11 protein-coding genes are annotated in these 12,388 nt (G+C 72.6%); all 11 read left to right on the top strand.

Annotated elements, in window-relative coordinates; translation table 11 throughout:
* Window positions 1-354 precede the first annotated feature (354 nt).
* Genes ACMCNO_RS08155 through ACMCNO_RS08105 form a run of 11 tightly spaced genes read left to right on the top strand, consistent with a single transcriptional unit; the run spans window position 355 to window position 12,339 of the window.
* Window positions 355-1,251 carry an acetaldehyde dehydrogenase (acetylating) gene (locus ACMCNO_RS08155; RefSeq protein ID WP_412748791.1) on the top strand — a complete coding sequence of 299 codons (897 nt, stop codon included), beginning with the start codon at window positions 355-357 and terminating at the stop codon, window positions 1,249-1,251.
* Complete coding sequence (gene dmpG / locus ACMCNO_RS08150) at window positions 1,248-2,267, top strand: 4-hydroxy-2-oxovalerate aldolase (protein ID WP_412748790.1); 1,020 nt, start codon at window positions 1,248-1,250, stop codon at window positions 2,265-2,267. Before ACMCNO_RS08155 ends, dmpG begins: the two co-directional genes overlap by 4 nt.
* Before the next feature lie 49 nt (window positions 2,268-2,316).
* Window positions 2,317-3,123 carry a cupin-like domain-containing protein gene (locus ACMCNO_RS08145; RefSeq protein ID WP_412753652.1) on the top strand — a complete coding sequence of 269 codons (807 nt, stop codon included), beginning with the start codon at window positions 2,317-2,319 and terminating at the stop codon, window positions 3,121-3,123.
* Window positions 3,120-4,358 carry an aminotransferase class I/II-fold pyridoxal phosphate-dependent enzyme gene (locus ACMCNO_RS08140; RefSeq protein ID WP_412748789.1) on the top strand — a complete coding sequence of 413 codons (1,239 nt, stop codon included), beginning with the start codon at window positions 3,120-3,122 and terminating at the stop codon, window positions 4,356-4,358. Before ACMCNO_RS08145 ends, ACMCNO_RS08140 begins: the two co-directional genes overlap by 4 nt.
* Window positions 4,355-5,251, top strand: a complete 897-nt coding sequence (locus ACMCNO_RS08135; RefSeq protein WP_412748788.1) for an HpcH/HpaI aldolase/citrate lyase family protein — start codon at window positions 4,355-4,357, stop codon at window positions 5,249-5,251. The genes ACMCNO_RS08140 and ACMCNO_RS08135 overlap by 4 nt, the downstream gene beginning before the upstream one ends.
* The gene (locus ACMCNO_RS08130) at window positions 5,248-6,210 is read left to right on the top strand and encodes an ornithine cyclodeaminase family protein (RefSeq protein ID WP_412748787.1); all 963 of its coding nucleotides are present in this window, start codon (window positions 5,248-5,250) and stop codon (window positions 6,208-6,210) included. The genes ACMCNO_RS08135 and ACMCNO_RS08130 overlap by 4 nt, the downstream gene beginning before the upstream one ends.
* A complete protein-coding gene (locus ACMCNO_RS08125; RefSeq protein ID WP_412748786.1) occupies window positions 6,197-7,558 on the top strand; it encodes a hypothetical protein in 1,362 nt (453 codons plus the stop codon). The genes ACMCNO_RS08130 and ACMCNO_RS08125 overlap by 14 nt, the downstream gene beginning before the upstream one ends.
* 10 nt (window positions 7,559-7,568) lie before the next feature.
* Window positions 7,569-8,165 (top strand): MaoC family dehydratase, encoded by a 597-nt coding sequence (locus tag ACMCNO_RS08120; protein WP_412748785.1) that lies wholly within the window; start codon window positions 7,569-7,571, stop codon window positions 8,163-8,165.
* A 13-nt stretch (window positions 8,166-8,178) separates the two neighbouring features.
* On the top strand, window positions 8,179-9,678 hold the full coding sequence (locus tag ACMCNO_RS08115) for an aminopeptidase P family protein (RefSeq protein WP_412748784.1): 1,500 nt from the start codon (window positions 8,179-8,181) through the stop codon (window positions 9,676-9,678).
* A gap of 4 nt (window positions 9,679-9,682) precedes the next feature.
* On the top strand, window positions 9,683-10,960 hold the full coding sequence (locus ACMCNO_RS08110; protein WP_412748783.1) for an MFS transporter: 1,278 nt from the start codon (window positions 9,683-9,685) through the stop codon (window positions 10,958-10,960).
* A complete protein-coding gene (locus ACMCNO_RS08105; protein ID WP_412748782.1) occupies window positions 10,957-12,339 on the top strand; it encodes a hypothetical protein in 1,383 nt (460 codons plus the stop codon). Before ACMCNO_RS08110 ends, ACMCNO_RS08105 begins: the two co-directional genes overlap by 4 nt.
* Window positions 12,340-12,388 lie beyond the last annotated feature (49 nt).

Genomic DNA, 12,388 nt, shown 5'->3' with positions numbered 1-12,388 from the left:
ACGCCGGTCCGTTGCCGACAGTCGCGCCTCGACGGTCGCGCCAGAGCGCGCCTCACCCACTCTGACCAGCATTTCTATTAACAACCACGCACGTCCACGGGGGCATCTTCGCGTACCTCACGCACCCTCGGTTTCCGGTTCGGGGATCGGGGCGAAGCGATGATCGGCGAACGGTCGCGCACGGCCAAACGCCGCGCCCAACCATGTCCGGAAACGGTCTGAATAGACAGACATTCGGGCGAGGCCCTCGATAACCGATACGCGCCCAAGCGCGGGTTGGTTGCCTCGGCATACCCGCGATCCGGGAGCCGCGGCAGCGGCCACGCGTACCTCGAAAACGGTAAGGAAACGTTCATGACAGCCTGCACACCGCTGACCGTCGCGGTCATCGGGACCGGGCAGATCGGTCAGGACCTGGTCAGCAAGATAGACCGCTCGTCCTGGTTGGACTGCCGCCTGGTGGCCGGGCGCAACCCGCACTCGGCGGGGCTGCGGCACGCCGCCCACCTCGGCTACCCCACCACCGCCTCCGGGATCGACGCCGTGCTGGCGGCCGAACGGCCGTTCGACATCGTGTTCGACGCCACCAGCGCCGCCGCCCACCGCCGGCACTGGCCGCTGCTGGAACCGCTGGGCACCCTCGTGATCGACCTGACCCCCAGCAAGATCGGCCAGATGGTGGTGCCCACCGTGACCGGGGTGTGGGCGGCGGGCGAGCGCAACGTGAACCTGATCAGCTGCGGTGGGCAGGCCAGCATCCCGGTCGTACAGGCGCTGGCCACCCGGTTCCCGGTGCGGTATTTCGAGATCGTCTCCACCGTGGCCAGCACGGTCGCGGGCCGCGCGACCCGGCTGAACCTCGACGAGTACGTCGCCACCACCGGGCAGGCCGTCACGGCCTTCTCGGGCGTCCGCGACGTCAAGGCGATCCTCAACATCAGCCCGGCGGTGCCCCCGGCGACGTTCCGGACCGCCGTGCACGCCGTGATCCCCGGCGCCGACGCCGGAGCCGTGCGCATGGTCGCCGAGCAGGTCGCCGAGCACGTGCGCACGTTCGCCCCCGGGTACGACATCACCGCCTGCACCGTGGTCGGCGACCGGGTGACGGTGGCCCTGCAGGTCATCGCGCACAGCGACGTCCTGCCGCCGTACGCCGGGAACCTGGACATCATCAACTCCGCGGCCATCATGGTCGCCGAACAGTACGCGGCCCGGGCGGAACGGCCCTCCCCGGTGGAGGTGGCCGGATGAACCCCGTGGTGATCCACGACCCGACCCTGCGCGACGGCCAGCACGCGGTACGCCACCAGCTCACAGCGACCGCGCTGCGCCGATACGCCGAGGCCGCGGACGCGGCCCGCATCCCCGTGGTGGAGGTCGGCCACGGCAACGGTCTCGGCGCCTCCTCCCTGCAGGTGGGACTCGCCGCGGTCAGCGACGACGAGATGCTGGCGACGGTCCGGGACGCGCTGCGGCACAGCCGGATGGGCGTGTTCATGCTGCCCGGCTGGGGCACCTCCGCCGACCTGCGGCGGGCCGTCGAGCACGGCGCCGACGTCGTCCGGATCGGTGTGCACGCCACCGAGACCTCGCTGGCCGAACGCCACCTCTCGGTGCTGCGCGAGGCCGGTGTCGAGGCGCAGTGCGTCCTCATGATGAGCCACATGGCCGGTCCCGACGAACTGGCCGAGCACGCCGCGCGGGCCGTGGGCTACGGCGCACAGGCGGTGGGCATCATGGACTCGGCGGGACACTTCCTGCCGCCGGACGTCACCGCCCGGATCACCGCCATCGTCAAGGCGGTCGGCACCGTCCCGGTGATCTTCCACGGGCACAACAACCTCGGGATGGCGGTCGCCAACTCGGTGGCCGCCGCCGACGCCGGGGCCCGGATCATCGACGGCTGCGCCCGCGGATTCGGCGCGGGAGCAGGCAACACCCAGCTCGAAGTGCTGGTCCCGGTGCTGGAACGCAGCGGCTTCGCCACCGGCATCGACCTGTACGCGTTGCTCGACGCCGCCGAGCTCGCCGAACGCGAACTCATGCCCGCGCCGCCGATCCCCGCCTCGATGAGCATCGTCAGCGGCCTGGCCGGGGTGTTCTCCGGCTTCAAGCACCGGGTCGTCGAGCTGGCCGCGGCCGCCGGGGTGGACCCCCGCGACGTCTTCTTCGAGCTCGGCCGCCGGCAGGCCATCGCCGGGCAGGAAGACCTGATCGTGGACGTGGTGGCGCGGCTGAGCAGCAACGCACAGGGAAAGGACAACTGACATGGCAGTTTCGGAGACTCGGTCGAGCGGCGCCGTGCCGGTGGCCCGCATGACGTTCGACGAGTTCCTGGCCGCCGGGCCGGGCGGGCTGTTCAAGGCCGATGTGCCCGTGGTGATCGCGCTGCCCGACAGCGTGCGGGGCCTCGGCCGCGACGGCGTGGCGCAGCGCCTGGCCGACCTGAGCGTCACGCTGTTCAGCGAGCCCGGCGACAAGAATCATCCGGGCCGCTGGGAGACCCGCGACATCAGGCTGCGCGAGTTCTTCGCCGACCAGCGGCACCTCAACACGCCGGGCACCTGGCACCGGGTCGTGTCCAACATCCGCAACAGCCCGGCCGACGTGAACGCGGTCATCGGCTTCGACGCCGAGAAGTTCTTCGGCTTCGGCTCCGCGCTGTACGCGGCGAACCTGTGGATCAGCCACCGCGGGGTGTTCACCAAGAACCACTTCGACGAGTTCGAGAACTTCAACATCGCCCTCGAAGGCCGCAAGCGGTTCATCCTCGCCCCGCCCGGCTCCCGGGCGTACTACCCGCGGTCGGTGCTGCGCGGCTTCGGGGACAAGTCCCAGGTGTTCGACCTCGACAACGTCGACCTGGCGCGCTTCCCGCGGATCGCGCCGAAGCTGGAGCAGCGGCGCGACTTCGTGCTGGAGCCCGGGCACATGCTCTACCTGCCGCTCGGCTGGTGGCACCAGGCCGAGTCCCTCGAAGACATGAACATCAACGTCAACTTCTGGCTCAAGTCGAAGAAGATCCTGCGCCGGCCGCACGTGCTCGGCGTCGCGCTCTACACGTACGCATACCGGCGGGTCAAAGGCGTCTACAGCTACCAGCCCACCGAGGTGAACGCGTGAGCGAGCGCAAGAGCATCACACCCACCCACCGATACCGCAACAACGACAAGCTCGTCGGCATCGGCAACACGTTCTGGAACTCCTCCGAGGAGCACGGCGTCGCGGGCATCGTCGGCGACCTGTCCGACGGGGTGTTCCACATGGCCGACGGCCACGAGTTCGTGAACTTCACCGTCTGCTCCTATCTGGACCTGGACACCCACCCGAAGGTCATCGACGGGGCGGTCGACGCGCTGCGCCGCTTCGGGGTGCTGGACCACTGCATTCCGCGTACCCGGGTGCAGACCCGGGTGCTGCTGGAGCTGGAGGAGTCGCTGGGTGAGCTGTTCGGCGCGATGGTGATCAGCGCGATCTCCACGGCCGCGGCCAGCACCGGCCTGCTGCCGCTGATCGCGTCCGGGCATCTCGGCAACGGCACCCGGCCGCTGATGGTCTTCGACAAGAACGCGCACGTGTCGCTGGGCAACACCAAACCCACCTGCGCCGACGAGACCGAAGTCGTCACGTGCCGCCACCACGACCTCGGCTTCCTCGAGGACATGTGCAGGACGTACGAGCGGGTCTGCTACGTCGTCGACGGCTCCGACAGCCTCGGCGGCTACGCACCCGTGCGGGAACTGGCCGAGCTCCAGGACAGATACAACATGCTGGTGTTCTACGACGACTCGCACTCGCTGTCGGCGTACGGCGAACGCGGCGTCGGGTACGTGCGCTCGCACAGCCCCGTGCTGGACGAGCGGACCATCACCGTGGCGACGCTGACGAAAGGGTTCGGCGCGGGCGGCACGGCGATCCTGCTCGACGGGTACGACATCCAGACCCGGCGGATCATCGAACGGTTCGCGGGCCCGCTCGGCTACTCGCAGAAGATGAACGCCGCCGCCGTGGGTGCCGCGCTCGCCTCCGCCGAGATCCACCGCACCGAGGAGCTGAACGAGCTCCAGGGGCGGCTGCGCGCGAACATCGCGCTGTTCGACTCGCTGCTGGACACCGAGCAGTCGGGCAGCACGTACCCGATCCGGGTGGTGCCGATGAGCGACGAGACCGTCGTGGACGCCGCCCAGCGTGTCTTCGCGGCCGGGTTCTACACCTCGCCGGTGTTCTTCCCGATCGTCGCCCGCGGCACCGCCGGGCTGCGGGTGATGCTGCGGGCGGGCCAGAGCGAGGAGCAGATCACCCGGCTGTGCGCGGTCCTGGTCGAGGCCGGGGCGCGGCCCGCGGCGGTGGCCGCATGACCGGCCCGGCGCGGGCGGTCCCGCGCAGCATCCTGTACACCCCGGCGTTGTCGCTGGACCGGGTCGTCAAGGCATGGACGTACGACGCGGACGTGCACCTGATCGACCTCGAGGACTCCGTGCCCCCGGCCGACAAGCCCGCCGCGCGTGCGGTGTGCCGGGCCGCGCTGGAGAAGACCCCGCACCCCGCGAACGTGGCGGTGCGCATCAACGAACTGGGCACCGTCGCGGCGATGCACGACCTGCTGATGCTGGCCGACAGCCCGGTGCGCCCCGGGATCGTGATGCTGACGATGGTGAGCTCGGCGGCCGAGATCGACGTCGCGCGGCACATCCTGGCGTCGGCGGGCGCCCGGCCGGAGATCTACGTGACCGTGGAGACCGTCGAGGCGGTCACGGGCATCGACGCGATCGCCCGCGCCGCCGACGGGCTGGTGCTCGGTTCCGCCGACCTCGCCGCCACCCTCGGTGTCGAGATCACCTGGGAGGCCATGCTGGCGGCCCGGCAGGCGATGGCGCTGGCCTGCGCCGGGCACGGCACGGCCTGCATCGACACGGCGAACTTCCGGCTGGCCGAGCCGCAGGTGCTGGCGGAGGAGACCGCCCGGATCCGGGCGCTCGGCTTCCACGGCAAGGCGACGGTGTATCCGGGCGAGCTTCCGGTCATCAACCGGGCGCTGCGGCCGGACGCCGCCGAACTGGACACGGCCCGCCGCATCGCGGACGCCGTCGCGGCCGCCCACGGCGGCATCGCCGTCCTGGACGGCAACATGGTGGGCCCGCCGTTCGCCCGGCTGGCCCGCGACACCGTGGCCCTCGGCGACGCGTGGGCGGCCCGGTTCGGCGCGACCACGGACGGGGCCACCGGCAGCGATGGCGGCGGCACCGAATGACCGCTCCCATCGTGATCGGCGCCGCGGAGATGGCCGGTCCGCGGCGAATGAGCCGGGTGATCGACGTGCTCGGGGAGATGTTCGCGGACCTGGCCGCGGGCCGGACAACCTCCCCGGCCCGCACGGTCATCGAACACGGCGCCCGGCGGGTGCTGCTGGTCAGTCCGGCGGTCTGGGAGCGGCGCGGGGTGGCCAGCGTCAAGATCACTACGCTCACCCCGGACAACCCCGGGCGCGGCCTGCCGCTGATCCACGGGCTCGTCGCGCTCACCGACCTGGCGACCGGGCAGATCACCGCGCTGCTCGACGGCGCCGAACTCACCGCGGTCCGCACCGGCGCGGTCGCCGCGCTGGCGACCCGGTACTGCGCCCCCGACCACGCCGACGACCTGGCGATCATCGGCGCGGGTGTGCAGGCCCGGTCGCTGTTCCGGGCGATGGCCGCGGTCCGCCCGATCCGCCACGTACGGATCTTCTCGCGGACGCCCGCCCGCGCCGAGATCCTGGCGGACTGGATCCGCGAGGCCGCACCGCGCCCGGCGCGGGTGCACGTCAGCGCGAGCGCCCGGGACGCCGTCGCCGACGCCGCGATCGTCTGCACCGCCACCTCGACCGACGACGGCACACCCGTGGTGGCGGCGGACTGGGTGGCCACCGGGGCGCACGTCAACGTCATCGGTGGCACCCACCCGGACGCCATCGAACTGGAACCGGCCCTGCTGGCCCGCGCCGCGACCCTGGTCGAGGACCGGGCCGCGGCCACGGACGGCGCCGGTGAGGTCCGCGCCGCCCTGGCCGCCGGGCTGATCGGCACCGGCGACCTGCACGAGCTGGGCCGCCTGGTCACCGGCGACCTCAGCCTGGGCGGCCGGACCACGGTGCTGCGCACCGTCGGCATGTCCATCGAGGACACCGCTGCCGCGGTGGCCCTGCGGGAAGGAACACATGGACACGCGTGAGGACGTCCGCGCGGGGGCGGCCGGGCATCCCTGGTTCGGCGCGCACCGGCTGCGGCCCGCCGCGCCGGTGGACACGATCCGGCGGATGCTGCGGCACGAGATCCGCGACACCGGCTGGCCGTACCAGCCGGTCCTGCCCGCCGCCCCGATGACGATCCCGCGCGCGTCGTACGCGGAGCTGTTCCGGGCCTCCGCGGCGCTGGTCGAACTGCTGCGCCGCACCGCCCTGGAGACCGGGGCCACCACCCGGGAGCGGATGGCGGCGTACCGCATGCCGGACAGCGAGGATCGGCTGTGGCTGGGCGATCCGTTCGTCGAGGAACGGTACGCCGACAGCGTCGTACGGCCGGACTTCGTGATCGGTCCCGACGGCCCCCGGGTGCTGGAGTTCAACGTCAGCGGTGCGCTCGGCGGGGTGGTGGAGACCCACGCCCGCCTGCGGGTGTGGCGCGACCTGCACTCCGACGCGGCGGGCCGGGTCCCGTTCACCGCGCCGGACCCGTTCACCGTGCGGGCGCAGATGTTCCGGTCGTTGAGCGCCGAGCTGGCGCTGGCGCCCCGGGTGGCCATCGTCGGCAGCTCCCGGGCCGGCGGTGTGACCAGCCGGTACTTCGAGCTGGAAGCCGAGCACTACCGCGGCCGCGGGCTGACCGCGCGGTTCTTCGAGCCGGAGGAGCTGAACGCGGCGTGGGACTGCGCGCCGCACCTGCGCTATCCGCTCGGCCTACGCAACTTCACGATTCCGGACTGGCTGTCCGGGGGCGTCGACACCGCCGGGGTCCAGGCCGCGCTGGACCACGGCTGCCTGCTGGTCGGCACGCAGACGTCGACGTTCCTGCACAGCAAGCTGACCATGGGTCTGCTGTCCGAGGGGCGGCCGTGGATGACCGCGGCCGACCGTACCCTCATCGACCGCTACCTGCCGTGGACGCGGATCCTGTCGGACCGCGGGACCGACCGCGACGGCGAGCCGGTCGACCTGCTCTCGTACGTGGTGCGCCACCGCGAACGGCTGGTGCTCAAGGCGGGCCTGGGCGAGAGCGGGCGGCAGGTGGTGATCGGCCACGAGGTCGGCCAGGCGGCGTGGGAGTCCGCCGTCGAGGCGGCGGCGGCCGAGGGCGACAGCATCGTGCAGGACTTCGTGGCGCCCCGCACCTGCCGGGTCGCGCTGATCGCCGACGGCGCCGACGAACCCCACGACATGGACGTCGCCCCGGTGCTGGGACCGCTGCTGTTCGGCGGGCGCCCGGCCGGGCTGTTCGCCCGTTTCCACGGCGACGGCGCCGCCGGGATCATCAGCGTCAAGGGCCGGGTCAGCAGCTGCGACAACGTCGCCGTGGCGATCTGAGGGAGGGACGATGACCCTGCGCAAGGTGGGCGACGAGTACGTCGAGGAGCACGGCGGCGACTACGAGGACTTCGAGCCGGGCATGGTGATCCGGCACTGGCCGGGCCGCACCCTGTCCGAGGCCGACAACACGTGGCTGACCCTGCTCACGATGAACCAGCACCCGCTGCACTTCGACCAGCACTACAGCGCCGCCGCCGAGTACGGCCGGGTCCTGGTCAACAGCGGCATCACCCTGTGCCTGATCGGCGGGATGACCGTCCAGGCGCTGTCCGCGCGGGCCGTGGCGAACCTCGGCTGGGACCGCGTGCGGCTGAAGGACCCGGTGTTCGTCGGGGACACCCTGTACGCGACCAGCCGGATCCTGCACAAGCGACGGTCACGCTCCCGCCCCGGCCAGGGGATCGTGACCGTGGAGACGACCGGCACGAAGTCGACCGGCGAGACGGTCATCGTGTTCGAGCGCTCGTTCCTGCTGCGGTGCCGCACTGGAGCCGACCCGGCCGGGCCGCGTCATCGGGCGGGCATCGCGCCGCCGGTCGACGCCGAGCCAGGCAATCCACAATCATCGATGTCACCACCAGCCGGCACTGTCGGCCCCGCCTGAAAGGATGTCGGGTATGACGAGCGAACAACAGGCACAGGCCAGCCACCGCGGCATCCCGGTCAGCGATGAGTTCCGCGATTTCATCGCGTCCGGCTGGGCCACCGGTGACCGGCCGCCGACCCCCCGCGCGGAGGTCGCCGACCACGCGGCCCGGCGGCGGGCAGCCCTGTCCGAGCGGTTCCCCGGCGAGCGGCTCGTCATCGGGGCGGGCGGGCTCAAGGTGCGCAGTAACGACACCGACTACACGTTCCGGCCGCACACCGCGTTCGCGCACCTGTCCGGGCTCGGCGCCGGCACCGAGCCGGACAGCGTGCTCGTGCTGGACCCGGCGCCCGGCGGCGGCCACCACGCGGTGCTGTACTTCCGCCCGCTGGCCCCCCGCGACAGCGAGGAGTTCTACGCCGACTCCCGGTACGGAGAGTTCTGGGTCGGCCCCCGCCCCACCCTCGCGGACATCGAGTCCCAGCTCGGCCTGGCCGCCCGCCACCTCGACGCGCTCGCCGACGACCTGGCCAAGGACGACGCCGCCGCCCGGCTTCGGGTGGTCCGCGACGCCGACCCGCAGCTCACCGCGCTCGTCGAGGCCACCCGCACCCAGGCGGGCACGGCCCTGACCACGCAGCAGCAGGAGGAGGCCGACGAGGAGCTGGCCCGCCACCTGTCCGGGATGCGGCTGGTCAAGGACGCGTGGGAGGTCGGCGAGATGCGCACGGCCATCGCCGCCACCCACACGGGCTTCGAGGCGATCATCACCGCGCTGCCCGAGGCGGTGCGCCGGGGTCGCGGCGAGCGATGGATCGAGGGTGTCTTCGGCCTGCACGCCCGGCACGCGGGCAACGGCATCGGCTACGAGTCGATCTGCGCCTCCGGCGACCACGCCAACACCATCCACTGGACGAAGAACACCGGGGAGGTCCGCGACGGCGACCTGATCCTGGTCGACGCCGGGGTGGAGATCGACTCGCTGTTCACCGCGGACATCACCCGTACCCTGCCGGTGAGCGGGCGGTTCAGCGACGCGCAGCGCCGGGTCTACGACGCGGTGTACGAGGCGCAGCAGGCCGGGATGGCCGCCGTGCAGCCGGGCAACAAGTTCAGCGACATCCACGCCGCGGCGAACGCGGTCATCGCCCGGAAGCTGCACGAGTGGGGGCTGCTGCCCGAGGGGGTCACGGTCGAGCAGACGCTGGACAAGGAGTCCGGCGGCTGGCACCGGCGCTGGATGGTGCACGGCACCTCGCACCACCTGGGGATGGACGTGCACGACTGCCAGCTGCTGCTGCGCGAGGAGTACATGGACGGCGAGCTGACGCCGGGCATGGTCCTCACGGTCGAGCCCGCGCTCTACTTCAAGGCCGACGACCTGCTGGCGCCCGCGGAGTTCCGCGGGATCGGGGTCCGCATCGAGGACAACGTGCTGGTCACCGAGGACGGCTGCGAGAACCTGTCGGCCGCGATGCCGAGCACCTCCGACGAGGTCGAGCAGTGGATCGCCCGGGTGTGGGCGCGATGACCCGGTGACCGTCGTGGATTCGCGGCCCCGGCTGGGCCGCGACTACTCCCGGCTGTGGTGGGGCGCCGCGGTCTCCGCGATCGGCGACGGCGTCACCATCGCAGCCGCCCCGCTGCTGGCCTCCCGCCTGACCGACGACCCGCGCCTGATCGGCGCGGCGTCGGTCGCCTTCACCGCGCCGTTCGTGCTGTTCGGCATCCCGGCCGGGCTGCTGGTCGACCGCCTCGACCTGCGCCGGATGATGGTGCGCGTCGACCTCGTCCGGGCCGCGCTGCTCGGAATGCTGGCGGTGGGGATCGTCGGCGGCTGGGCCGGGCTGCCGCTGTTCTACGCGTGCATGTTCCTGCTCGGCGTCGGCGAGGTGCTCTGCCGCAACGCCGCCCAGGTGCTCGTCCCGTTCATCACCCCGGAGGCGGGGCTGTCCACCGCGAACGCCCGGGTGATGGCCGCGCAGGAGGCCGGTACGGGCTTCGTCGGCCCGCTCGTCGGGGCGCTGCTGTTCGGTGTGGCGGTGGCGCTGCCGTTCGGGCTGGACGCGGCCACGTTCGTGTGCTCGGCGTTGCTGCTCAGCGGGATCCGCGGCAACCGGCCGGTCGAGGCGCGCCCACCGGCGGCCGGGATGCTGTCGGAGATGCTGGCCGGAGCCCGGTGGCTGGCCCGCCATCAACTCCTGCGCAGTCTCGCCCTGCTGTCCTGCCTGATCAACCTGGCCGGCAACGCCATGCTGGCCGTGCTCGTGGTGCACAGCACGCGGGTGCTGCACCTGACCGCGTTCGGGTACGGCGTCATGCTGGCCTGTCAGGCGGTCGGTGCGGTGCTGGCCTCCCGGTTCGCCCCGGCCCTGACCCGGCGTCTCGGCCGGGAGGCGGCGCTGGTGGCCACGGCCGCGCTGATCGCCACCAGCGAGGCGGTGCTGGCGTTCGTCCCGTCGCCGTACGCCGCCGGTGCCGCCCTGGCGCTGTTCGCCTGCGGGACGGTGACCTGGAACGTCGTGGTGGTGGTGCTGCGGCAGACCCTGGTGCCCCGGCATCTGCTCGGCCGGGCCAACAGCGTGTACCGGCTCGTCGCCTGGGGTGGGCTGCCGATCGGCGCGGCGGTCGGCGGCATCGTCGCCGCGGCGGTGGGCACCCCGGCCGTGTTCGGCATCGGCGCCGCGGTGATGGCGGCCGTCGCGGCGGCGCTGCTGGTGGGCGCCCGCCGGCAGTGGATCACCCGCGCCGAGCAGGCCGGGGCAGCCGACCTCGCCCGGGCCGCCCACGGCTCCGGAGAGGACGGCCGATGACGACCACGAGTCCGCCCGACCTGCGACGCTCCCCGCTGGGTCACGCGTACGCCGCGCGGCTGGCCGGGCCGGTGAGGGATGGCGACCCGGCGGCGGCCGCCCGCGACGACGCCGACCTGACGCTGGCCTACCGGGGGCGGTTGCTGAGCGGGCCCGCGTTTCTCGGTGCGGACGAGCGCGCGGCGCTCACAGCCGATCTCCGTACCGTCTACGGTCTGCTGCGGTCCCTGCCGGAGCGGCTGTTCGGCGGCAGCGTCACCGCCCTGGCCGAGGCGGTCGGCATGACCGCCGGGCAGACCGCGCTGACCGCGCGCAGCGCCCGCACCGGTGCCCTGCACCCCCTCGGGCGCGCCGATCTGTACCACGACGGCGGGCGGTTCAAGCTGCTGGAATTCAACATCACCAGCGCGCTGGGCGGGTTCGAGAACGCCGACATCAACCGGGCGATGCTGGCGTACCCGCCGCTGCGGGAGTTCGTCGGGCAGCATGGCCTCGGCTACCGGGACACGCTGGGCTGCATGGTGCAGACGATGCTCGCCGAGGGCGCCGCCACGCTGCCCACCGGGCGGCCCCCGGTGGTCGCCGTGGTGGACACCGTGGACAACTTCGCGATCGTGGGACCCCGGCTGCGCGTGCTGGCGGCGAAACTGGCCGGTTACGGCGTCGAGGGGATCGCCTGCCACCTCGGCGAGTTCACCTACCCGGACGGCCGCCCGCGCGTCGCGGGCCGCACCGTCGACATCGTCCTGCGCTACTTCCTGCCCGAGGACCTGACCGACCCGGTGGCCGCGCAGCTGGAGCCGTTGCTCACCGCGGTCGAGCGGGGCCGGGTATGCCTGGTCAGCCGCCTGGACGCGGAGCTGTACGGCAACAAGGGCACGCTCGCGATGCTCTCCGACGAGCGGCACCGGGAGGAGTTCGACGCCGCCGAGCGGGCCTGCCTCGACCGGCTCCTGCCGTGGACCCGGTACGTCCGCCCGCACGTCACGGACCTCGGTGGCACGCGGGTCGACCTGCTGTCCTACGCGGTGGCCCGGCAGGACGACCTGGTCCTCAAGCCGACCCTGCTGCACGGCGGCAGTGGCGTCGTCGCGGGCTGGCGGGCCGGGGCGGCCGACTGGGAGCGTCAGGTCGCGGCGGCGATGGACGGCCCGTACGTGGTGCAGCACCGGGTCCGTCCGGTCGCCGAGCCGTTCCCGGACGGTGCGGGCGGGGTGCGCGACCAGTTCCTGAACTGGGGCCTGTATCTGAGTGAGCCGGGTGCCCACGCCGAGGACGGCTATGCGGGCGGTTTCGTGCGCGGCAGCGCCGACCCGGACGTGGGTGTGGTCAGCGTCGGTGACGGCGCCCGGGTGGGCTGCGTGTTCCACAGCGGCTGACCGCACGGTCCGCAGGCGCAGCCGAGGCGCCCGGTGGACGGGGCCGCGG

Source organism: Krasilnikovia sp. M28-CT-15, from assembly GCF_047159595.1.
In the GTDB taxonomy this organism is placed as follows: domain Bacteria; phylum Actinomycetota; class Actinomycetes; order Mycobacteriales; family Micromonosporaceae; genus Actinoplanes.
This window is presented reverse-complemented; position numbering and strand designations above follow the sequence as displayed.